General features: G+C 62.7%; 22 protein-coding genes and 1 rRNA gene. 13 read left to right on the top strand and 10 right to left on the bottom strand.

Annotated elements, in window-relative coordinates; genetic code table 11:
* Positions 1–129: 129 nt before the first annotated feature.
* Positions 130–244: ribosomal RNA gene (gene rrf, locus AB5Y81_RS13395) — 5S ribosomal RNA — on the top strand.
* Positions 245–323: 79 nt separating this feature from the next.
* Here the strand turns inward: rrf and AB5Y81_RS13390 are convergent.
* Both AB5Y81_RS13390 and AB5Y81_RS13385 read right to left on the bottom strand, forming a co-directional pair.
* On the bottom strand, positions 324–2,903 hold the full coding sequence (locus tag AB5Y81_RS13390) for a bifunctional acetate--CoA ligase family protein/GNAT family N-acetyltransferase (RefSeq protein ID WP_279485053.1): 2,580 nt from the start codon (positions 2,901–2,903) through the stop codon (positions 324–326).
* A gap of 72 nt (positions 2,904–2,975) precedes the next feature.
* Complete coding sequence (locus tag AB5Y81_RS13385) at positions 2,976–3,167, bottom strand: hypothetical protein (protein ID WP_005307455.1); 192 nt, start codon at positions 3,165–3,167, stop codon at positions 2,976–2,978.
* Between the two features lie 171 nt (positions 3,168–3,338).
* Here AB5Y81_RS13385 and AB5Y81_RS13380 point away from each other — a divergent pair, with 171 nt between their 5' ends.
* Positions 3,339–4,211 carry a transporter substrate-binding domain-containing protein gene (locus AB5Y81_RS13380; RefSeq protein WP_216973643.1) on the top strand — a complete coding sequence of 291 codons (873 nt, stop codon included), beginning with the start codon at positions 3,339–3,341 and terminating at the stop codon, positions 4,209–4,211.
* Here the strand turns inward: AB5Y81_RS13380 and ilvY are convergent.
* On the bottom strand, positions 4,200–5,093 hold the full coding sequence (ilvY, locus tag AB5Y81_RS13375) for an HTH-type transcriptional activator IlvY (protein ID WP_201990626.1): 894 nt from the start codon (positions 5,091–5,093) through the stop codon (positions 4,200–4,202). The genes AB5Y81_RS13380 and ilvY overlap by 12 nt on opposite strands.
* 202 nt (positions 5,094–5,295) lie before the next feature.
* Here ilvY and ilvC point away from each other — a divergent pair, with 202 nt between their 5' ends.
* Positions 5,296–6,777, top strand: coding sequence for a ketol-acid reductoisomerase (ilvC, locus tag AB5Y81_RS13370; protein ID WP_017780811.1), 1,482 nt, complete (start codon positions 5,296–5,298; stop codon positions 6,775–6,777).
* A 156-nt stretch (positions 6,778–6,933) separates the two neighbouring features.
* Here ilvC and pgi read toward each other — a convergent pair whose 3' ends face one another.
* A complete protein-coding gene (pgi, locus tag AB5Y81_RS13365) occupies positions 6,934–8,583 on the bottom strand; it encodes a glucose-6-phosphate isomerase (protein ID WP_279485052.1) in 1,650 nt (549 codons plus the stop codon).
* 431 nt (positions 8,584–9,014) lie between these two features.
* Here pgi and AB5Y81_RS13360 point away from each other — a divergent pair, with 431 nt between their 5' ends.
* Positions 9,015–9,203 carry a holin gene (locus AB5Y81_RS13360; protein WP_005307469.1) on the top strand — a complete coding sequence of 63 codons (189 nt, stop codon included), beginning with the start codon at positions 9,015–9,017 and terminating at the stop codon, positions 9,201–9,203.
* A 138-nt stretch (positions 9,204–9,341) separates the two neighbouring features.
* On the opposite strand, the gene AB5Y81_RS13355 is transcribed toward AB5Y81_RS13360, so the two are convergent.
* The 4 genes from AB5Y81_RS13355 to coaBC form a co-directional block, all read right to left on the bottom strand.
* Positions 9,342–10,178: a mechanosensitive ion channel domain-containing protein gene (locus AB5Y81_RS13355; RefSeq protein ID WP_005307473.1), complete on the bottom strand. Its 837-nt coding sequence runs from the start codon at positions 10,176–10,178 to the stop codon at positions 9,342–9,344.
* Between the two features lie 186 nt (positions 10,179–10,364).
* Complete coding sequence (slmA, locus tag AB5Y81_RS13350; RefSeq protein WP_005307475.1) at positions 10,365–10,961, bottom strand: nucleoid occlusion factor SlmA; 597 nt, start codon at positions 10,959–10,961, stop codon at positions 10,365–10,367.
* Between the two features lie 68 nt (positions 10,962–11,029).
* Positions 11,030–11,488, bottom strand: a complete 459-nt coding sequence (gene dut / locus AB5Y81_RS13345) for a dUTP diphosphatase (protein WP_005307478.1) — start codon at positions 11,486–11,488, stop codon at positions 11,030–11,032.
* A gap of 40 nt (positions 11,489–11,528) precedes the next feature.
* Entirely contained in the window at positions 11,529–12,731 is a 1,203-nt protein-coding gene (gene coaBC / locus AB5Y81_RS13340) for a bifunctional phosphopantothenoylcysteine decarboxylase/phosphopantothenate--cysteine ligase CoaBC (protein ID WP_279485051.1), read from the bottom strand.
* Between the two features lie 147 nt (positions 12,732–12,878).
* Here coaBC and radC point away from each other — a divergent pair, with 147 nt between their 5' ends.
* From radC to AB5Y81_RS13310, 6 genes are all read left to right on the top strand, one after another.
* Positions 12,879–13,553, top strand: a complete 675-nt coding sequence (gene radC, locus AB5Y81_RS13335; protein ID WP_005307485.1) for a DNA repair protein RadC — start codon at positions 12,879–12,881, stop codon at positions 13,551–13,553.
* A 136-nt stretch (positions 13,554–13,689) separates the two neighbouring features.
* Positions 13,690–13,926: a 50S ribosomal protein L28 gene (gene rpmB / locus AB5Y81_RS13330; protein WP_005307492.1), complete on the top strand. Its 237-nt coding sequence runs from the start codon at positions 13,690–13,692 to the stop codon at positions 13,924–13,926.
* A gap of 11 nt (positions 13,927–13,937) precedes the next feature.
* Complete coding sequence (gene rpmG / locus AB5Y81_RS13325; protein WP_005307500.1) at positions 13,938–14,105, top strand: 50S ribosomal protein L33; 168 nt, start codon at positions 13,938–13,940, stop codon at positions 14,103–14,105.
* Between the two features lie 93 nt (positions 14,106–14,198).
* Positions 14,199–14,654 carry a hypothetical protein gene (locus AB5Y81_RS13320; protein WP_017780813.1) on the top strand — a complete coding sequence of 152 codons (456 nt, stop codon included), beginning with the start codon at positions 14,199–14,201 and terminating at the stop codon, positions 14,652–14,654.
* Between the two features lie 30 nt (positions 14,655–14,684).
* Entirely contained in the window at positions 14,685–15,497 is an 813-nt protein-coding gene (mutM, locus tag AB5Y81_RS13315; protein WP_017780814.1) for a bifunctional DNA-formamidopyrimidine glycosylase/DNA-(apurinic or apyrimidinic site) lyase, read from the top strand.
* 178 nt (positions 15,498–15,675) lie between these two features.
* Positions 15,676–16,557 (top strand): VirK/YbjX family protein, encoded by an 882-nt coding sequence (locus AB5Y81_RS13310; protein WP_279485050.1) that lies wholly within the window; start codon positions 15,676–15,678, stop codon positions 16,555–16,557.
* 49 nt (positions 16,558–16,606) lie between these two features.
* Here the strand turns inward: AB5Y81_RS13310 and coaD are convergent, their stop codons facing one another.
* Positions 16,607–17,089 carry a pantetheine-phosphate adenylyltransferase gene (gene coaD, locus AB5Y81_RS13305; protein ID WP_279485049.1) on the bottom strand — a complete coding sequence of 161 codons (483 nt, stop codon included), beginning with the start codon at positions 17,087–17,089 and terminating at the stop codon, positions 16,607–16,609.
* Between the two features lie 223 nt (positions 17,090–17,312).
* On the opposite strand from coaD, the gene AB5Y81_RS13300 reads away from it, so the two are divergent.
* Complete coding sequence (locus tag AB5Y81_RS13300) at positions 17,313–18,356, top strand: glycosyltransferase family 9 protein (RefSeq protein ID WP_010635522.1); 1,044 nt, start codon at positions 17,313–17,315, stop codon at positions 18,354–18,356.
* Between the two features lie 87 nt (positions 18,357–18,443).
* Here AB5Y81_RS13300 and AB5Y81_RS13295 read toward each other — a convergent pair whose 3' ends face one another.
* A complete protein-coding gene (locus tag AB5Y81_RS13295) occupies positions 18,444–19,232 on the bottom strand; it encodes a glycosyltransferase family 2 protein (protein WP_279485048.1) in 789 nt (262 codons plus the stop codon).
* A gap of 241 nt (positions 19,233–19,473) precedes the next feature.
* Here AB5Y81_RS13295 and waaF point away from each other — a divergent pair, with 241 nt between their 5' ends.
* Positions 19,474–20,583, top strand: coding sequence for a lipopolysaccharide heptosyltransferase II (waaF, locus tag AB5Y81_RS13290; protein ID WP_279485047.1), 1,110 nt, complete (start codon positions 19,474–19,476; stop codon positions 20,581–20,583).
* 1 nt (position 20,584) lies between these two features.
* Positions 20,585–21,850 carry a lipid IV(A) 3-deoxy-D-manno-octulosonic acid transferase gene (waaA, locus tag AB5Y81_RS13285; protein WP_279485046.1) on the top strand — a complete coding sequence of 422 codons (1,266 nt, stop codon included), beginning with the start codon at positions 20,585–20,587 and terminating at the stop codon, positions 21,848–21,850.
* The last annotated feature ends 67 nt before the right edge of the window (positions 21,851–21,917 follow it).

Here is a 21,917-nt window from a genome sequence, read left to right as displayed (position 1 = left end):
GACGTGTTGAGCTAACCCATACTAATTACCCGTGAGGCTTAACCATACAACACCCAAGAAGTGTTCGAAGACTTGTAGCAGATACCGAGAACGAAGAATTAAATCAGCTTTTTCAGATTGAAGATTTTGCCTGGCGGCAATAGCGCAGTGGAACCACCTGACCCCATGCCGAACTCAGAAGTGAAACGCTGTAGCGCCGATGGTAGTGTGGCATTCGCCATGCGAGAGTAGGACACTGCCAGGCACCCAATTGAAGAAGCCCGCTCATTTGAGCGGGCTTTTTTATTGCCTGAAATTCAGCCATTTATGCACAGTTTCCCGTGCTATTCCCCCTCTGCTCGCTCCGCACAGGGCAGCTCCATGTTGACTACCCCATCTTCCAGCTGGATATCGATCTTGAAGCCAAGCCGTTTGGCCAGGTTGATCATGCCGCGGTTGCTGGGCATGGTCATGCCCGACAGCTGGCCAATGCCGCGCTCCCTGGCATAACGCACAATCTTCTCCATCATCAGTTTGCCAAGCCCCAACCCTTTCAGGTCGGACCGTACCAGAATGGCAAACTCGGCATCGCTCAGGTCCGGCGTCGAAATGGCGCGAACCACCCCTAAAATCTGATCTTTTCGTTCCCCATCCTGTCCCACGGCGACAAAGGCCATCTCCCGGTCGTAATCGATCTGGGTCATGCGGGCCAGCTCTTCGTGCCCCAGCTCCCCCACATCGGCGAAGAAGCGTTTGTACCTGTCTTCATCCGATACCTTGAGGACAAATTGCTTGTGGGCAGGTTCATCCTCCGGTCGGATGGGGCGCAGCAGCACATGGCTCTGATCCTTGAGCCAGGCCCCCTCTTCCAGCTCGGTGGGATAGGGACGGATAGCCAGCCTGCAGCTGCCTTCTTCATGGGGTTGCAGGGTCAGGCTGGCGTCCAGCACCACCATCTCGGCGCCGCAGGCCTGCAGCGGGTGCAGATCCAGCTGCTGGATCTCGGGGAAGGCGAGCAGCAGCTCCGACAGCTGGCACAGCACCTGGCCGAGGGCATCGATATCGAGTCGTTCCGGACTGGCTTGTTCGCGGATCTTGCGACTCTTGAGCGCCCCTATGATCTGGTAGCGTGCCAGCGCCTGGTTGAGTGGCGGCAGGGCAGCCATCATCTCCTGCGGCTCGGCACCTGATTCCCCGAGCAGGATGACGGGGCCGAACACCGGGTCTTGTTGCAGCCGGATCCGCAGCTCCAGGCCACCGCTGCGCCGTGCCATCCGCTGTACCAGCAGGCCTTCGATGCGGGCACCGGGGTCGTGCTGCCTGACTCGATCCAGAATGGCGTCCGCAGCCTGGGCGACTTCGGTCGAGGTGCGCAGGTTGAGCATGACGCCGTGTACGGCCGACTTGTGGAGTATGTCTGGCGAGCGCAGCTTGACCGCGACCGGATAGCCGATCTGCTCCGCGGTCAGGGTGGCCTCGATGGCATCGGAGACGATCCAGGTCGGCAGGGTAGAGAGCCCTGCGGCCTGCAGAATGGGGTGTGCCAGATGGGTGTCGAGGGTGAGCTGTTTGCGTTCCAGCGCCTGCCGGATCAGCAGTTGGCACTGGTCGACGTCGAGCCTGTCACCCTGCAGCGATGCAGGGGTTTCCATCAGCTGCTTCTGGTTACGGCGGTACTCCACCATATGCATGAAGGCGGCGACCGCACTCTCCGGGGTGCGGTAGGTGGGGAATCCCGCCTCGCTGAATAGACGACGCCCCTCCTGGGCCGAATATTCCCCCGCCCAGTTGGTCAGGATATTGAAGCGTCTGGCCCTGGGATGCTGTTTGACGTAGTCGATCAGGCTGCGGGCCAAGGCGGCGCCGCGGGCGGTGAGTGAAGGGGCATGGATGAGCAGGATGGCGTCAGCCTCGTCCCCTTGCAGCAGGTCGTCGAGAGCCTGTTGATAGTCATTGATGTCGGCATCGCTGCCGATGTCGCGGGGCGGCATCGCCAGCTTGCCACCGCGCTCCAGCAGCTTGTCGATCGCCATGTTGGCCAGGCCACGGCCGTTGGAGATGATGGCGAGCCGCTCCCCCTTGAGGGTCAGGGAGTGGCTCAGGGTTTCAACAGCGGCAAACAGTTCGTGGGTATCCCGTACCCGCAGCATGCCGGCGCGACGGATGGCGGCGTCATAGACGTTGTCGAGCCCGTTGTCCGGTTCATGGCGGCCACTCTTGAGCACCAGGATGGGCTTGTTGCGCGCGGCGGCACGGGCGGCCGAGAGAAAATGGCGGGCATCCTGCAGCTTGTCCATGTAGAGCAGGATGGCGCGGGTCACGCTGTCGCGGGAGAGCTGATCCAGCAGCTGGCCGAAGTTGATATCGCAGTGATCGCCAAGGGAGATGAAGGCCGAGAAGCCGAGCTCATGCTGTTTGGCCCAATCCAGAATGGTGGTGCTGACGGCGGCCGACTGGGAGAGAAAGGCGACCTGACCGGGCTTGGCGGCAATCGGTGAGAAGCTGGCATTGATGCCCTGACCCGGCAACAACATCCCCATGCTGTTGGGGCCGAGCAGGCGGATGTCGTATTGCCGGCTCAGTCGCTGCAGTTGTTCGCGCTCAGGTGGGGTGAAATCGGCCGCCAGTATGATGGCGGCACCCGCTCCTAGCTTGCCGAGCGCCTCGATGAGGGTCAGTACCCGTTCCCGCCGGGTACAGACGATGGCGAGGTCAGGGGCAAGGGGGAGGTTGTCGATGTCGGGATAGGCCAGCACGCCGGCAATGGCTTTGCTGTGCGGGCTGACCGGCAGGATGGGGCCCTTGAACTGGCCGGCGAGCAGGTGCCTTATGACTACGTGACCGGCCTTCTGCGGGTCGGTCGAGGCGCCGATGACGGCGATTGACTGGGGTTTGAAGAGCCGATCCAGGCCGCTTGGTTTCATGGGCACTCCCGTGGGTGGCGGATGGTGCCAGTTTAATATGCATTCAGCGCCGGTTCTGTGACCGGCTGCGGATCACTGCTTGGTGAGGGCGTTGGCGCGGAGGTAAAACCTCAGTTCACCCTGGATCTGGCGTACCGCTGCCAGGTGGTGCTCCTGCAGATAGATGTCCTGTTCCTGATCCAGCAAGGTTGAGGGTACCCCCAGGCTTTGCAGGTACTCGTCGAACAGCAGCGAGCTGTTGATTTCGATCAGATTGGACATCATGGCAGGACTCCCTCTTCCACTCAGGTTGAACGTTCAGTCTAGTCTCTGATCTGCCCCTTGCCGTAGCTACTGTCATATTTGACATCGAGTCGCTCACATATCCGTGCTGCCACGCGCCCGGCGGTAGAGGAGGAGAGGTTATAGTGAGGAAGTGACAAGGGGAGGAGTGCAATGATCAGGAGCTGGCTGTGGTGCGTCATTCTGCTGGCTGGCAGTGTGCAGGCGGCCGAGACCCCCATCAGGGCCTGGAATCTGCTGCTTGATCACCCCAATCCCGCCGTGGCTGGTCTGTTGCGACTCTCCCTCGATCTGACCGTGCCTGAATATGGTCCCTATCGGCTGATTGCCAGCCCGCCGATGGAGCAGGGTCGGGCGGTCAAGGAGTTGCAGGGGGGCGAACTGGTGCAGGTCGGGGTGTTTGCGCCCGATGAGGAGCGCGTGCGCACCCTGCTGGCCATTCATGTTCCGTTGGCAAAAGGGTTGCTGGGCTGGCGGGTGTGCCTCGTTCGGCAAGGGGACGAGGGGCGGTTCGCCAACATACGATCGCTGATCGACTGGCAGCAGGCCGGGCTTCGCATCGGCCAGCACAGATCCTGGCCTGATACTCGTCTGCTCAAGGAGAACGGCCTCGACGTGGTGGTGGGCGGCCTCTATGAGGCCCTGTTCAACATGCTGCGCAAGCGGCGCTTCGACTGCTTTCTGCGCTCGGTCATCGAGATCGAGGATGAGCTCACACAGCATCCTGATCTGGCCATCGAACCCCACCTGGTGTTTCGCTATCCGCTGGCGCTGTTGTTTTTCGTCTCACCCAGGTATCCGGAGCTGGCCAAGCGCATCGAGCTGGGGCTGCAGCGGGCCCGCCAGTCCGGTGACTATGAGCGGATATTCGAGGCGGGTTTTGGCAGCACCATCCGGCGGCTGCAGCTCGATCGGCGGGTGATGCTGGAGCTGAGCAATCCGGATCTGCCGGCCGGCAGCCGCGCCATGATGCAGGATCCCTCGCTCATCTATGCACCTGTGTTGCCCGCCTTGTCAGCGCAGTGATCCCTGTCCCCGCGCCGTATCCCAGAAGGCGCGGATCAGCGGCTCCTCCAGCCGCTTCTTGAGCACCGCGATGCCGACATCGAATGGTTTGAGCGCCGGCTTGGGCTCGACGATGCGTACCTTCTCACCCATGGGGCTATGGTCGATCACCGCCGCCGGCACCAGTCCCACGCCAAAGCCGAGCGCCACCATGGCGACAATCCCCTCGTTGCCCGCCACTTCCGCATAGATGTTGGGGGCGATCCCTTTGTTGCGCAGCCATTGATCGCAGCGTTTGCGGGCCAGCCCCTGCTCCGAGAGGATCAGCGGCAGCCGCTCCCAGTCAGGTTCGCCCTGGGAGAACCACTGGCTCTGCTGCGGTGCGGTGCGGGGGGCGATGAACACCAGCGGTACCTGCTGCAGGCTGGCAAACTCCAGCTTGGACGAGAGGGCATCGGGGCGGGCGGCGATGGCGAGATCGGCCTCGTCGGCCAGGATCTTGTCCACCGCCAGCGCCGGGTCGCCGGTCTCCAGTTTGATCTCCAGCTGGGGATAGCGGCGGCGAAAGCGCTCCAGCACCTCGGGCAGCAGGAAGTAGCTGGCGGTGACCGAGCAGAACACCCGCAGCCGACCCTGCAGCGGCTCATCGCTGCGTTTGAGCTCCTGCTTGAGCTGACGCCACTCCTGCAGCAGCTCTCCACCAAACTCGCGCAGCTTCTCGCCCGCCACAGTGAGCCGCACCGAACGATTGTCCCGCTCGAACAGCACGCAGCCGGTCTCCTGCTCCAGCCGCTGGATGGCGCGGCTGAGAGTGGAGGGGCTGACCGCCATGGCGTCGGCGCTCTTGCCGAAGTGGAGGGAGTCGGCGAGGTGGAGAAACAGCTCGAGATTGCGAAGGTCCATCTTTCAGCTCCTGGCGCTGGATGTCTGCCCGATATCCAGCGGTGGGTGGTTCGCTCCCGCCATGTGATCATGAAGGGTTAACGTTTCAATTATTGCAACGTACTGTTTCGAATATATCAGTTCAGGCAATAAGTGTCCCGCGCTATAGTGGTTTCGACAACGCCGCCATCCGGCATGGAATCAATCGAACGGAGCAATCACCATGGCTAACTATTTCAACACCTTGAACCTGCGTCAGCAGTTGGCCCAGCTGGGCAAGTGTCGTTTCATGCAGCGCGAAGAGTTCGCGGACGGCTGCAACGTGCTGAAGGGCAAGAAGGTGGTGATTGTGGGCTGTGGTGCCCAGGGTCTGAACCAAGGCCTGAACATGCGCGACTCCGGGCTGGATATCTCCTACGCCCTGCGCAAGGCCGCCATCACCGAGAAGCGTGCCTCCTGGCAGAAGGCTACCGACAACGGCTTCGAGGTCGGCACCTATGAAGAGCTGATCCCGACCGCCGATCTGGTGCTGAACCTGACCCCGGACAAGCAGCACTCCGACGTGGTCAAAACCGTGATGCCGCTGATGAAGCAGGGCGCCGCACTGGGCTACTCCCACGGCTTCAACGTGGTGGAAGAGGGTCAGCAGATCCGCTCCGACATCACGGTCGTGATGGTCGCACCCAAGTGCCCGGGTACCGAAGTGCGTGAAGAGTACAAGCGCGGCTTCGGCGTACCGACCCTGATCGCCGTTCACCCGGAGAACGATCCCAAGGGTGAAGGCATGGCCATCGCCAAGGCGTGGGCCTCTGCCACCGGCGGCGACCGTGCGGGCGTGCTGGAGTCCTCCTTCGTGGCGGAAGTGAAATCCGACCTGATGGGCGAGCAGACCATCCTCTGCGGCATGCTGCAGGCCGGTTCCCTGCTCTGCTACGACAAGCTGGTTGCCGAGGGCACAGACCCGGCCTACGCCGGCAAGCTGATCCAGTTCGGTTGGGAGACCATCACCGAAGCCCTGAAGCAGGGTGGCATCAGCCTGATGATGGACCGCCTGTCCAACCCGGCCAAGCTGCGTGCCTTCGAGCTCTCCGAGCAGCTCAAGACCCTGATGCGCCCGCTGTTCGAGAAGCACATGGACGACATCATCGCCGGTGAATTCTCCCGCGGCATGATGGCCGACTGGGCCGAAGACGATGCCAAGCTGTTCGGCTGGCGTGAAGAGACCGGCAAGTCCGCCTTCGAAAACGCCCCGGCGTTTGCAGGCAAGATTGCCGAGCAGGAGTACTTCGACAATGGCGTGGTGATGGTGGCCATGGTCAAGGCGGGTGTCGAGCTGGCGTTCGAGACCATGGTGGCCTCCGGCATCTATGAAGAGTCCGCCTACTACGAATCCCTGCACGAGCTGCCGCTGATCGCCAACACAGTCGCCCGCAAGCGTCTGTACGAGATGAACGTGGTCATCTCCGACACCGCCGAGTACGGCAACTACCTGTTCGCCAACGCCGCGGTGCCCTTGCTGCGCGAGCACTTCATGCCGACCCTGAAAGCGGGCGACCTGGGTGCCAGCAAGGCGGAAGGGCAGAGCGTCGACAACCTGGCGCTGCTGGCGGCCAACGAGGCGACCCGCAACCACCCCATCGAAGCGATCGGGCAGGTGCTGCGCGGTTACATGAAGGACATGAAGCGTATCGCCGTTGGCGGTTAAGCCGGCATCGGGCTAGATGATGAAGGGGCGGGGATGACGATCCCCGTCGCCGGTCGGGCTGGACACCCGACCGGCCAGCCAGCAAAACCAGCCCGACAGCCATAAAAAAGCCCCGCTCATCGAGCGGGGCTTTTGCATTCAGAAAGGCTGGCTAAATCAGGCTTTCCACGCTTTCCAGGTGTTGATCAGGCCGTTGGTGGAGCAGTCGTGGCTGGTGACAGCCTCGGCAGTGTTGAGCTCCGGCAGGATCTTGTTGGCCAGCTGTTTGCCCAGCTCCACGCCCCACTGGTCGAAGCTGAAGATGTTCCAGATTGCGCCCTGTACGAAGATCTTGTGCTCGTACATGGCGATCAGAGCACCCAGGGTTTTCGGGGTCAGGCTCTTGAACAGGATGGAGTTGGTCGGGCGGTTGCCCTCGAACACCTTGAACGGCACCAGATCCTTGACCTGCTCCAGGGTTTTGCCAGCCGCTAGGAACTCGGCTTCGACCTGTTCCTTGCTCTTGCCGAAGGCCAGTGCCTCGGTCTGGGCGAAGAAGTTGGCCAGCAGTTTCGGGTGGTGGTCACCGATCGGGTTGTGGCTGATGGCCGGGGCCAGGAAGTCACAGGGGATCAGCTTGGTGCCCTGGTGGATCAGCTGGTAGAAGGCGTGCTGGCCGTTGGTGCCAGGCTCACCCCAGATGATGGGGCCGGTCTGGTAGTCAACCGGCTTGCCGTTGCGATCCACGTACTTGCCGTTGGACTCCATGTTGCCCTGCTGGAAGTAGGCAGGGAAGCGGTGCATGTACTGATCGTACGGCAGAATGGCTTCGGACTCGGCACCATGGAAGTTGTTGTACCACAGGCCGATCAGTGCCAGCAGCACCGGCACGTTCTGCTCATAGGAGGCCGTGGCGAAGTGCATGTCCATCTCGAAGGCGCCTTGCAGCAGGGCCTCGAAGTTGTCGAAACCGACAGACAAGGCGATGGGCATGCCGATGGCAGACCAGGAGGAGTAGCGGCCGCCAACCCAGTCCCAGAACTCGAACATGTTGTTGGTGTCGATGCCGAACTCGGCCACGGCCTTGCCGTTGGTGGAGAGCGCAGCGAAGTGCTTGGCAACGTGGGCCTTGTCACCGGCGATCTTGATGAACCAGTCGCGGGCGGTCAGGGCGTTAGTCATGGTCTCCTGGGTAGTGAAGGTCTTGGAGGCCACCAGGAACAGGGTGGTTTCCGGATCGATCTTCTTCAGGGTCTCGGCGATGTGGGTGCCATCGACGTTGGAGACGAAGTGCATCTGCAGGTGGTTTTTGTAGGGACGCAACGCCTCGGTGATCATCACCGGGCCCAGATCGGAGCCACCGATGCCGATGTTGACCACGTGCTGGATCGCCTTGCCGGTGTAGCCTTTCCATTCGCCGCTGATGATCTTCTCGCAGAAGCCTTTCATCTTGGCCAGTACGGCGTTCACTTCCGGCATCACATCCTTGCCGTCACACTCGATGGGGCGGTCGGAGCGGTTGCGCAGGGCCACGTGCAGTACGGAGCGGCCTTCGGTCATGTTGATCTTGTCGCCATTGAACATGGCATCGATCGCGCTGCGAAGATCGGTCTCTTTGGCCAGATCAATCAGCAACTTGAGGGTTTCTTCGGTGATCAGGTTCTTGGAGTAGTCGACCAGGATGTCGCCGCCGAAGGTGAGGGAGAATTTGTCGAAACGCTGGGGATCCTGGGCGAACAGATCCTTGAGCCGGGTCTCTTTGTTCGCTGCAAAGTGGGCTTCCAGTACCTGCCAGGCCTGGGTCTGGGTTGGATTGATGTTTTTCATAGGATTATCAGTCTTCCAAGTTGTGTATGAACCTTGCAGGCAAGGCTCCCGCCAAACCTTATTATTCGAGCACTATACCGGGCCCATTATACCGAGCCCATGGTGCGGCCCGTGTAACAGAGCTTTACCAATTGTCTGCCATCGACCGAGTTTACAACCAAAACGCTGCGATTATGAGTCACCCATGGCTGCCGGATCTTGCGTTTGCGCATACTTGGTCGGGCTTGCCGCCGTTGAAAGGGCTTTCAGGGCGAGGCATTGCTGTGGACGGGGTGGCAACCTGGCATGGCAGCCAAAAGAGTATTCGATAGGCGCCTTTTCGCTCATTTCATGCGCAGGCGCAAATTGTCGGTGGCCCAAGATGGCTAGCATGGGTGTCGCATGGACGAGATCTCCCAGGGATGGCTACTGTCTGGAATGAGGAGATCGCTATGAAAGCTGTGTTGTCCCTGTTTGCCCTTAGCCTGATCGCCACCGGCCTCATCGGCCTGTTGACCCTGGTGCTGACCAGTGCAGCCCCTACCTTGCCGCTGCGGGTACTGGCGGTGATCGGTGCCGTGCTGGGGGGATATGTGCTGGTGCAACCGCTGCTCAACCGGGTGGCACGTCGGCTGGTGTAAGCCGACGCCCCGGAATGCTGAAAACAAAGTCCGGCCCATTGTGGCCGGCTTTTTTTATGGTCGTGTTCACCCCTGCCGAGGCCAGAGACGACAATGCCAGCCCGAAGGCTGGCATTGTGGGTGGCTGCAAAACCGCGTTTACGCCTGCGGCTTTTGCATGTGCATGACCATCTGCGGGAAGGGGATCTCGATGCCTTCGGCATCGAAGGTGAGCTTCACCTTCTCGTGGAAGTCGAACCAGACTCCCCAGTAGTCGCCGGTCTTGACCCAGGGGCGAACGACTATGTTGACCGAGGAGTCGGCCAGCGCGGCGACGGCGATGGTGGTGGCCGGCTCCTTGAGGATGCGCGGCTCTTCGTTCACCAGCCGCTCCAGGATCTGCTTGGCCTTGCGGAGATCCGAGCCGTAGCCGATGCCGAAGGTCATGTCGACGCGGCGGGTATCCATGCGCGAGTAGTTGACGATAGTGCCGTTGAGGATGGCGGAGTTGGGCACCACCACCATCTTGTTGTCACCTGAGGTGAGGGTGGTGGTGAACAGCTGAACGGATTGCACCACGCCATTGGTGCCTGCCACCTCGATGAACTCGCCTGCCTTGATGGGGCGGAAGATGATCAGCAGGAAGCCGGCGGCGAAGTTGGAGAGCGAGCCCTGCAGCGCCAGACCGATGGCCAGACCGGCGGCACCGATAATGGCGACGAAGGAGGCGGTCTGCACCCCGACCCGGCCCAGCGCGGCGATCACCACGAATACCAGGATGGCGTACTTGAGGATGCTGCCGACGAAGTGGGTGACAGTGGTGTCCAGCTTGCGGGACTGCATCACCTTGACCACGGCGCCGCTGATGAGGTTGGCGGCGATGTAGCCGACCAGCAGGGTGAGCAGGGCGGCCGCGATGTTGACGGCATACTCGATCAGCAGGCCCTGGTTGTTGACCAGCCAGGTCTGCGCTTCGGTAATGATTTCGGGTTCCATAGGGTGTCCTGTCAGGCGATAAAAGGTTTATGACGCATGAATCTAACATTGGCATGCGACAGTCCGGGTCGCATCTGGTGCTCACCGCCTCTTTTGTGCCACAAAAAACAAGGGAGGCCAAGGCCTCCCTCTTTACTGCAACCCGTCTGGAGCGGCGTGGCCGCTACTGATCGCACATTGAGCTTGTCAGCTCTGCAGCAGCTGGCTGCGGATAAACTGCCACTGATCTTCAAACCCGGCGGTGGGCTTGATTTTGAACTCGGAGCGGACGAACTGACTGATCCGCCCTTCGGTGTAGGCCAGTAACAGGTTGGCCAGCATGGTTTCGTCGAGCTGGAAGCCCTGACCTTCGCGCAGCCGTTTCTCCCGCAGCACCTGCTTGATCTGGGTCTCCAGCTTGTCGAACAGGATGCTGATGCGATCCCGCAGCCGGTCGTGCTCGCCCAGCAGGGCGTCGCCGTTGAGGATGCGGGTGATACCGGGATTGCGCTCGGCGAACACCAGCAGCAGCTGCAGTATGTGGTGACAGCGGCTCATGGTGTCCTTCTCTTCGGCCATGATCAGGTTGACCCGTGACAGCAGGGAATCTTCGATAAAGTCGATCAGCCCCTCGAACATCCGCGCCTTGCTGGGAAAATGTCGATAGAGGGCAGCCTCGGAGACCCCCACCTCGGCCGCCAGACGGGCCGTGGTGATGCGCTGGCCTGGGCTGGTCTCCAGCATGTGGGCGAGCGCCTGCAGGATCTGATCGCGCCGACTCTGTTTCTGATTACTGCTTGCCATGGATTCCCCTAAAAAAACAATGGCCTGATTCTGTTATTAGGCACCGCCGCTCGGGCCGGTGTGGTCTGTTATTGGCGACCAGAAGAACCAAAACCGCCTTCACCCCGTTCGCTCTGATTGAACTCATCGACCAGTTGGAAGCTGGCCTGAACCACCGGCATGATCACCAGCTGGGCGATGCGCTCGCCGGGCTGCATGGTGAACGCCTCTTTGCCGCGGTTCCATACCGAGACCATCAGCTGGCCCTGGTAGTCGGAATCGATGAGGCCGACCAGGTTGCCCAGCACGATGCCGTGTTTATGGCCGAGGCCGGAGCGGGGCAGGATGGTGGCGCACAGGCCCGGATCCTGGATGTGGATGGCCAGCCCGGTTGGTACCAGGGTGGTATCACCCGGGGCCAGCGTCAGCGGGGCATCCAGCAGGGCGCGCAGATCCATGCCGGCGGAGCCCGGTGTGGCGTAGGCAGGCAGCGGATAGTCGGTGCCGATGCGGGCATCCAGAATCTTCAGTTCAATTTGTGTTGTCATAAATCGTTTTTATTGGAGTGGAGGTGGTCGATTGACTGGCTCAGCGCCGGTAATGGCGTGCAATCAGGGCAATCAGGTGACGAGCCAGCGTCAGCTTATCGGCCAGGGGCAGAGGGGCTTGACCCCCTTGCCAGAACACGGTGAGGGCGTTGTCATCGGCATTGAAGCCCTGGCCCGCACGGGATACGTCGTTGGCGGCGATCATGTCCAGCCGCTTACGCTGCAGTTTGTCGAGGGCGTATTGTTCCACATCCACGGTTTCTGCGGCAAATCCGACGGTGAAGGGTTTGTCTGACAAGGCCCCCACGGCGGCGATGATGTCGGGGTTTTTGACCAGGGTCAGCTGCATCTGGTCGTTGTCGCCGGTCTTCTTGATCTTCTGCTCGGCCACCTGGGCGGGGCGGTAATCGGCGACGGCGGCGCAGCCGATGAAGAGGTCGCTCTCGCCGACCCGGCTCATGACCGCCTGGTGCATCTGCTCGGCGCTCTCGACGTCGACGCGGGTGACGCCGGCTGGGGTGGCCAGTGCCACCGGGCCGCTCACCAGTGTCACCTCGGCACCCGCTTCACGGGCGGCGCGGGCGATGGCATAGCCCATCTTGCCTGAGCTGTGGTTGCTGATGTAGCGCACCGGATCGAGCGCTTCACGGGTCGGCCCGGCGGTTAGCAGCAGTCTGACGCCCGCCAGCAGCGGCTCGGCGGCGAGCTGCTGGCAGCAGCGTTCAACCAGCTCGAGGGGATCCAGCATCCGGCCCGGGCCCACGTCACCGCATGCCTGGCTGCCGGAATCCGGCCCCCACAGCAGGATGCCGCGGCTGGCGAGGGTCTTGAGGTTGGCCTGAGTGGCGGCGTTGAGATACATCTGCTGGTTCATGGCCGGCGCCAGCGCCACCGGTGCCGGAGTAGCCAGGCAGAGGGTGGTGAGCAGCTCGTCGGCCATGCCGGCGGCCATGCGGGCCATCAGATTGGCGCTGGCGGGGGCGATCAGCACCAGATCGGCCCACTTGGCCAGCTCGATGTGGCCCATGCCCGCCTCGGCAGCGGGATCCAGCAGACTGTCGGCCACCGGGTGACCGGAGACGGCCTGCAGGGTCAGCGGGGTGATGAACTCCTTGCCGGAGCGGGTCATCACCACCCGTACCTCGGCACCCTGATCTTTCAGGCGGCGTACCAGCTCGGCACTCTTGTAGGCGGCGATCCCGCCACTGACACCCAACAGGATGCGTTTATCGGCCAATCTCATCTGCTGTTTCTCTTCCGGCTCACTCTGACTGGTCGGCTAAGATACCACAGGCAGCAGTCGACGACAGAGGCTGACATGGGGGTCTTGTGGCCGGGCTCCCGTGATTTCTTTGCTATGTTTTCTCTCAATAGCGCGAAGGAGAGACAAATGAGCATCAAGGAGTGGCCAGAGGATGAACGACCCCGTGAGAAGCTGCTGCGTCACGGCCCGGGCGGTTTGTCCGATGCCGAGCTGCTGGCGATCTTCCTGCGCACCGGGGTCAGTGGCTTGAGTGCGGTCGATCTCTCCCGCAACCTGTTGAATCAGTTCGGATCGCTGCGCAATCTGCTGGGGGCGGACCGACGTGCCTTCTGCGAGGCGCATGGCCTGGGCCCAGCTAAATATGCTCAGCTGCAGGCGGTGCTGGAGATGGGTAAACGTCATCTGGCGCAGCAGCTGCAACGGGGGGATGCGCTCACCTCGCCCCAGCTGACCCGGGACTATCTGCAGGCCCAGCTGCGGGATCGGCCGCGGGAGGTGTTTGCCCTGCTGCTGCTCGACAATCAGCACAGAGTGATTCAATTCGTTGAACTTTTTTACGGCACCCTCGACTCGGCGAGCGTCTGGCCCAGAGAAATCGTGCAGATCGCACTCAAACATAATGCAGCCGCCGTGATTCTGGCGCATAATCACCCGTCCGGCGTCGCCGAGCCCAGTAGGGCCGACCGCCAGATCACGGATCGGATCACGGCCGCCCTGGCCCTGATCGATATCAGAGTGCTGGATCACTTGGTGATCGGTGATGGCATCACGGTTTCTTTCGCCGAGCGCGGTTGGTTATGACTGTGCTCTGGCTCCGTATTAGTTGATCTTTGATCACGGATGCTGTATAAAATGCCGCCTTCTGTTTGCCCCGCAATCGAAGGCCAGCGGGGCAGATATTTGCTCGAGCAATGAAGTAAGATTTGGAGAGACTGACATGTCTAGAGTATGCCAAGTAACCGGCAAGCGCCCGGCAGTTGGTAACAACCGTTCGCACGCTAACAACGCTACCAAGCGTCGTTTCCTGCCGAACCTGCACACTCACCGTTTCTGGGTTGAGAGTGAAAAACGCTTCGTAAGCCTGCGCGTATCCGCAAAAGGCATGCGTATCATCGACAAGCGTGGCGTTGAAGTGGTTCTGGCTGAACTGCGCGCCAGCGGTGTTAAGGTATAAGGAATTAGATCATGGCTAAAGGTATTCGCGAGAAGATTCGCCTGAACTCCAGCGCCGGTACTGGTCACTTCTATACCACTACCAAAAACAAGCGCACCATGCCCGAAAAAATGGAAATCAAAAAATTTGATCCCGTTGTTCGTCAGCATGTGATCTACAAGGAAGGCAAAATCAAGTAATTACTTGATGCTGCATTCCCAAAAACCCGGCCCTGTGCCGGGTTTTTTTATGGCTGGAATTCAGTACACTGCCGGTTCGAAGGGAGGCTTGTCATGTTCAAATTGAGCCGCAGAGGCTGGAACAACGTGATCATTGTGGTGGTGCTGATCGTGATCACCCTGTTGCACCGGCTGGAGATCGCCCAGCAGGAAAACAGCGCCAAGCGGGCGCGTCCGCTGTTGCCGGAGAGCGCCGTGGTGCTCACCTGGCAGGGGCCGAGCTGGCAGATAGAGCGCATCGGGCAGGGCTGGCGCAGCGGGCCGGATCTGGGGCTCGACAGTACCCAGCTGGCGGCGCACATCGAGGCCTGGCAGGGCTGGCTGCTGCCACCCGGTGAAGCCGTGCGCGGCAATCCGGTTACCCTCAAGATCTGGGTCGCCGGCCAGAGTGACCCCATCGAGGTGGGGCTCTATCAGGATGACGGCAAGTTTGCCGCCCTGCTGCCCCCCTCGACCTGGCTCATCCTGAGCCAGGAGCAGTACCGCAGCCTGCTGCGTCCCGCTCCCTAACCCATTTTTCAGCGTCAGCACGAGGATCCCATGCCTGAATTACCGGAAGTCGAAGTCAGCCGCCAGGGCATCTCGCCCTGGCTTACCGGCATCAAGGTCACTAGGGTGGTGGTGCGGGACGGCCGTCTGCGCTGGCCGGTGCCGGGGGAGATCCAGGAGCTGGTGGACCTCACCATCCACCGGGTCAGCCGCCGCGCCAAGTACCTGCTGCTGGAGACCGACTTCGGTACCGCCATCCTCCATCTGGGCATGTCGGGCAGCCTGCGGGTGCTGGACATCGGCACCCCGGCCGAGAAGCACGATCACGTGGATATCGAGCTCGAGAACGGCAAGCTGCTGCGGCTCAACGATCCGCGCCGCTTCGGCGCCCTGCTGTGGACCCGCGAGCCGGCCGAGGCGCACGCGCTGCTGGTCAAGCTGGGGCCTGAGCCGCTCACCGACGCCTTCAACGCCGATTACCTGCGTGAGCGCGCCAAGGGGCGCAGCACTGCCATTAAAACCTTCCTGATGGACAACCAGGTGGTGGTCGGGGTAGGCAACATCTACGCCAACGAGGCGCTCTATGCCGCTGGCATTCATCCCAAGCGGGCGGCGGGCAATATCAGCGCCGAGCGGCTGGGCACCCTGGTAGGGGAGATAAAGCGGGTGCTGGCCGAGGCGATTCGGCAGGGCGGCACCACCCTCAAGGATTTCACCAGTGCGGACGGCAAACCGGGTTATTTCGTGCAGCAGTTGCAGGTCTATGGGCGGGGCGGCCAGCCCTGTTTTCACTGCCACACCCTGCTCAGCGAAATCCGGCTTGGGCAGCGCACGACCGTGTTCTGTTCCCACTGTCAGCGCTGAATCGCGGTTTTTTCGGCCTGAAACGGCCAAGTTGTAAGAGAGTATTTCCAGTCTGTTGAATATTTGCTCGCCCGTCACTACTATCTCGGCCGTTCAGGCGGTTTGAGACAATAAAATGACAGCTAAATCAATAGACTGGGACCATTTGTCCCGGCAGGGGCACTATTGTGCCCAAAAAATGGCGCGCTTCCTCTATCCCGATGACAGCGCCCGCAAGACCTTCAATCGCGCCAAGTTCGTGCTGCGCAGCCTGCTCTATCGGCAACAGCTGAGCCGGGTGTTCGAGCTGTTCCAGGCCGAACCGCTCAAGGCCCTGCCCGCCCACTATCCCGAGCTGCTCGACAAGCCGATGCGACCCTATCGCTTCGCCGGCTCCACCGCGACCGAGCGGGCCGAGATGCTGGAAAACCACTACCGGCTGATGCTGGCTCGCTACCCGGATCTGATCGACCCGCTCTATCTGGGGGATGGCATCGAACTTGGCCGTTATCCCGAGAGCGGCTGCCGCATCGTGCTGCGCCACGACGGCACCTTCCGCCGCGAGGCTGAGCTGGCCCTCTCCATCGTCGACCCGCAGGGCAAGCGGCTCTACAGCTGCGCCTTCTCGCTGGCCGGCACTCCCAACCGGCTGGCGGTAGTGATCGGTTCGGTACAAGGGCCGGAGCCCTGCATCGAGCAGGCGCAGGACAAAGTGCGTGCGCTGACCAAGGAGGGCCACGGTGTGCGGCCCAAGTCGCTGGTGGTGATGCTGGTGATGCAGCTGGCCGAGGCGATGCAGGCCGAGCATATCTCGGCGGTACGGATGAAGGCCCACATCTATCAGGCCCGTCGCTACAGCAAGAAGAAGAAGGCCTGTCTGCAGGCGGACTATGACGAGCTGTGGCAGGAGTTCGGCGCCACCGATCTGGACGCCAACTTCGTGCGACTGCAGCCCGCCCAGCGCAAACCGCTGGAGGAGATCGCCTCCAAGAAGCGGGCCATGTACCGGCGCCGCTACGAGTGGCTCGATCAGCTGACCCAGGCAGGCCAGCAGCTGCTGGGCCCGCGTCTGGCGGGCTGAGGCAGCTACCAACAGCAAACAGGCTACCCTCGGGTAGCCTGTTTCGTTGTTATCTGGTCTGTTTGGCCTTGATGGCGGCCGCCACTATGGGGTCGACGAATTGACGAATGTCGCCGCCGTGCAGGGCGACCTCCTTCACCAGGGTGGAGGAGATGAAGGAGTTCTCCTCGGCCGGGGTGAGGAACACGCTCTCCAGCTCCGGCATCAGACGGCGGTTCATGTTGGCCAGCTGAAACTCGTATTCGAAGTCGGAGACGGCGCGCAGACCGCGGATCAGCACGTTGGCCTGCTGCTCCTTGGCGAAATCTACCAAGAGGCCGGAGAAGCCGACCACCTTGACGTTGGGCAGGTGGGCGGTCACCTGGCGGGCCAGCTGCACCCGCTCGTCCAGATCGAACAGCGGCCGCTTGCTCGGGCTGTTGGCCACCCCGACCACCACTTCATCAAACAGTTTGGCGGCCCGGCCGATGAGGTCGGTATGGCCGTTGGTGACGGGATCGAAGGTGCCGGGATAGATTACCTTGTTGGTCATGCTGCTGATTCCTGCAACCGGGAAATTTGGTCGCATTATAGGGTCTGTTGGGGGATTGGCGCGACCGCCTTGGGGCGAGTTTTGGCGCCCCAAGGCCGGCTTTGCCGATCCAAATCGGGGTCACCGGGTCTCTTCGCTTGAGAATAGCGATACATCAGGCAAGAATACCCGCACCGCGCATCAAGCCTCCTTGCATTGGTGACAGGGAGCAAAGGGATTTTTTATGAAACGTATTCTGGTAGTCCGCAATGACAAGATTGGTGACTTCATGCTGGCCTGGCCGAGCTTTGCCATGCTCAAGCGCTCCATGGAGTGTCATGTGACTGCCCTGGTTCCTGCCTACACGGCGCCGTTGGCCCGCCTCTGCCCCTGGATTGACGAGATCATCCTGGATCCGGGCTCACGGGCCGACAAGGAACAGCAACGCGCCTTGCAGGCGCGCATCAAGGCCGCCGCCTTCGATGCCTCCATCTGCCTCTTCTCCAACTCCCGCAACGCCATGCTGGTGTGGAAGGCGCACATTCCCTACCGGCTGGCGCCGGCCACCAAGCTGGCCCAGGTGCTCTACAACCAGCGCCTGATCCAGCGTCGCTCCCGCTCCCAGAAGCCGGAGTACGAATACAACCTGGATCTGGTGCGCCGTTTCCTTGCCGACCAGCAGGTGAGCGCGGTGGAGCCGCAGGGCCCCTACCTCAGCTTCGATGCGAAGAGCCTGCAACAGGTACGCGAGCAGGTTGCCGCCCGCCTGCGGCTCGATGCCGGTCGGCCCTGGCTGATGGTGCATGCCGGCAGCGGTGGCTCGGCCAACAACCTCTCCATCGAGCAGTACGCCCGCCTCATCATCAAGCTCAACCAGGCCTGTCCCGAGTTGCAGTGCATCCTGACGGCGGGGCCGGGGGAGGAGAAGATCGCCGAACAGCTGGCGGCCGAGCTGCTGGCCCACGGCGGCAACGGCTGGATCTACCGCTCCGAGGAGGGGCTGCCCAAGTTCTGCCAGGTGATGGCCAACGCCGCCCTGTTCGTGGCGGGCAGCACAGGGCCGCTGCACATAGCCGCGGCGCTGGATGTGCCAACCATCGGCTTCTTCCCGGCCCACCGCTCGGCAACGCCGCTGCGCTGGCGTCCGCTCAACAGCGAGGGGCGCCACCTGGCGTTCAGCCCGCCGGAAGACAGCGACCACCCGGAAGACATGAGCCAGCTCGATCCCAAGACCATGGCGGCGGCGATCGCCCGCTGGGCACCGCCGTTCTGGCGCAGCGAGCAGTGATAGCGGATAGCGCAAATGCAGACAGGGCCCTTCAAGGGCCCTGTCTCGTATGGGGGGCTGCTCGCTGGCAGCCCTGTCTGCGGCGGCTTACTTGTCCGCCTGTTCCGGTGCCTGCGGCTGCTGGCGGATCCAGAGGTCGGCGTACTTCACGAAGGTGGAGTGGGCCGACAGTATGGCCAGCAAGAGCCCCTGCTTGCCGTCGAGGAAGCCTGCCTTGAGCAGGTACATCTTGAGGAAACAGCCCAGCGCGTGCACCAGCCCCTGGCCGAGGGAGCCCTTCTTGCCGCGGGCGGTGCGCTGATCGGCCCAGGCGCGGGCATAGCCGGCGGACTTGACCAGGTAGTGCTCCAGATCCCGATAGGTGAAATGGAGCAGGTCGCCGTGCAGGTTGACGATCTTCATGTTGGCGCGCACCTCCACCTTCTCGTGCACCAGCACCTCGTTGTAGCTGGTGAGATCCTTGGGATAGAGGCGCAGCACCCGGTCCGGGTACCAGCCGCTGTGGCGGATGAAGCGGCCGAACACCCAGGAGAGGCGCGGGAGCGAGTAGATGGTGTCGCTGGCCGGGTTGGCCATGACGGCGGCGATGGCGGCTTTCAGCTCGGGGGTGAGCCGCTCGTCCGCATCCAGCCACAGCACCCAGTCGGATTGCACGTGGGACTGGGCGAGCCGGCGCTGGCGGCCGAAGCCCGGCCACACCGGGTTGACGAAGAAGCGGGCGCCGAATTCGGCGGCGATGGCCGGGGTCTCGTCCTGGCTGCCGGAGTCCATGATGACGATCTCGTCGACCAGTCCGTCGAGGGAGGCGAGGCAGGGGCGCAGGTTTTCGGCTTCATTCTTGACGATAAGGACAGCCGCCAGAGTCGGTTTGTTCACGGATTAAAGGCTCTTGTTGGCGCCCGACTGGCGGGCCATGCTCAAATTGGCGCCCATTCTAGCCTAAAACGGCAGGCGGAGCATGGTTCCGGCTGTCGGGGTTTAGTCAGTTTCAAATGGATTATTTTTTGGCGTGAGAGCGGGTGGTGCGGGGATCTTCTGTTATTTCTCGGGCCATTCTTCGGGCATAATCTCGGCCAGCAACGATTAACCGCAGGGCGTGGCCCTGGAGAAGTGCGAGATGAAAATATTGGTGATCGGCCCCTCCTGGGTCGGCGACATGGTGATGTCCCAGAGCCTCTACAAGGCGATCAAGGCGAACCACCCCGACAGCGAGCTGCACGTGATGGCGCCCGCCTGGTGTGGTGCCCTGCTGGAGCGGATGCCGGAGGTGGACAAGGCCATCCCGATGCCGCTCGGCCACGGCGACTTCAAGCTGGGAGCCCGCCGTCGGCTCGGCAAGCAGCTGGCGGCCGAAAAGTACGATCAGGCCATCATCCAGCCCAACTCCATGAAGTCGGCGCTGATCCCCTGGTTTGCCCGCATCCCGGTGCGCACCGGCTGGAAGGGCGAGCACCGCTTCGGTCTGCTCAACGACATGCGCAGCAACAAGTCCGCTTTTCCGCTGATGGTGGAGGCCTACCTGGCACTGGCCTATCCCAAGGCGCAGATGAAGAGCCGGGCCGACATCCCGACCATCCCCCAGCCGGCCCTCAACGTCGATCTCGTCAATCAGGAGAAGGCGCTGACGCGGCTCGGGCTGGATCGCGCCCGTCCGGTGCTGGTGCTCTGCCCGGGGGCCGAGTTCGGCCCGGCCAAGCGCTGGCCGGAGGGCCACTACGCCGTGGTGGCACAAAAGCACCTCGACGAGGGCTGGCAGGTGTGGATCTTTGGCTCCGGCAAGGACGCGGCGGTGGCCAATACCATCCGTGACCGGATCAATCCGCTGTCGCGCCCCAACTGCCACGTGCTGGCGGGCAAGACCAGCCTGTACGAGGCGATCGACCTGATGGCGCTGGCCGGGCGGGTGATCGCCAACGACTCCGGCCTGATGCACGTTGCCGCCGCCCTCAACCGGCCGCTGATCGGGGTCTATGGCTCCACCTCGCCGCTCTACACCCCGCCGCTGGCGGACCGGGTCGAGATCGTCCACACCGACATCGAGTGCCGCCCCTGCTTCAAGCGCACCTGCAAGTTCGGTCACCTCAAGTGCCTGATCGAGCTGATGCCGGAGCAGGTCATCGAGGCCGGCCGCCGGCTGGAGTGCAGCGAGACGCCGGCCCCGCCGCTGGCGCCCGGCGAACCGCCCCGTTTTGTCGCCGAGCCGGGCAAGCGCGGGGAGCCGCACTAGCATGGGCTATCGGCTGCTCTACAACCTGCTGATCCACCTGGGGCTGCCGCTGGCATTGCTGGCGCTCTACAAGCCGAAGAAGGGCAAGCCCGGTTTTGGCAAGCGCTGGGCCGAGCACCTGGGGCTAACGCCCGCCACCGGGCAGGAGGCGCCGCTCTGGATCCATGCGGTGAGCGTGGGGGAGACGCTGGCCATCAGCCCCCTCATCCGCGCCCTCAAGGCCGAGCGGCCCTTCTTGCCGATCCTGCTCACCACCACCACCCGCACCGGCGCCGAGCAGGCCGCCAGGCTGGGGGATCTGGTGGAGCACCGCTACGCGCCGCTCGACTACCCCTGGGCGGTGGCGGCGTTTCTTAAGGCCGTCAAACCGCGCGCGCTCTGGGTGATGGAAACCGAACTGTGGCCGAACTGGCTGGCCGCCTGCGAGGCGCGCCACCTGCCGGTGACCATCATCAATGCCCGCCTCTCGGAGCGATCCTGCCGGCGTTACGCCCGTTTTCAGGGCGCCTTCGATGCCCTCAGCCGGCCGCTGACCCACCTGCTCTGCCAGCACCAGGACGACGCGGATCGCTTCCATCGGCTGGGGTTGGGGCGCGAGCGGCTGGCGGTGACCGGCTCCATCAAGTTCGACATCCAGCTCGATGAGCAGGTACAGGCCAAGGGCCGTGCCCTGCGCCAGCTGCTGGGGGCGGAGCGACCGGTCTGGATCGCCGCCAGCACCCATCAGGGAGAGGACGAGCAGGTGCTGGCCGCCTTCGACCGGGTGCTCGCGGCGCAGCCGTCAGCCCTGCTGATCCTGGTGCCGCGCCACCCCGAGCGGTTCGAGCGGGTGGCGGCGCTGTGCGCCCCCTACGGCTGCGTGCGGCGCACGGCGGGCAGTGCGGTGGGCGAGCGCGACAAGGTCTACCTGGGGGATACCATGGGCGAGCTGCCGCTGATGCTGGCGGCGGCCGACGTGGCCTTCGTCGGCGGCAGCCTGGTCAAGGTGGGCGGCCACAACCTGCTGGAGCCTGCTGCGCTCGGCAAACCCTGCCTGAGCGGCCCCGCCTACTTCAACTTCAGCGACATCACCCGCCAGCTGGTGGCTCAGGGTGGCGCGGCCGTGGTGGCCGATGCCGCCGAGCTGGGGGAGCAGGTGAGCAGTCTGCTGGCCGACGAGAGCCGGCGCCGGGAGATGGGCGAGCAGGCTCGCGCCGTGGTGCTGCGCAACCAGGGGGCGCTGGCACGCACCCTGTCTCACTGCCTCGCCAGCCTGGAGAACGACTGAGTCGGGAGTGGTGGGCATAAAAAACGGAGCGCTTCGCGCTCCGTTTTTGTTTGTCGTGCGGGCTGAG

This window comes from Aeromonas sp. s2 (assembly GCF_040907935.1).
Lineage (GTDB): Bacteria > Pseudomonadota > Gammaproteobacteria > Enterobacterales > Aeromonadaceae > Aeromonas > Aeromonas dhakensis.
Note: the sequence above shows the minus strand (reverse complement) of the source record. Positions and strands in the feature narration are given on the sequence as shown.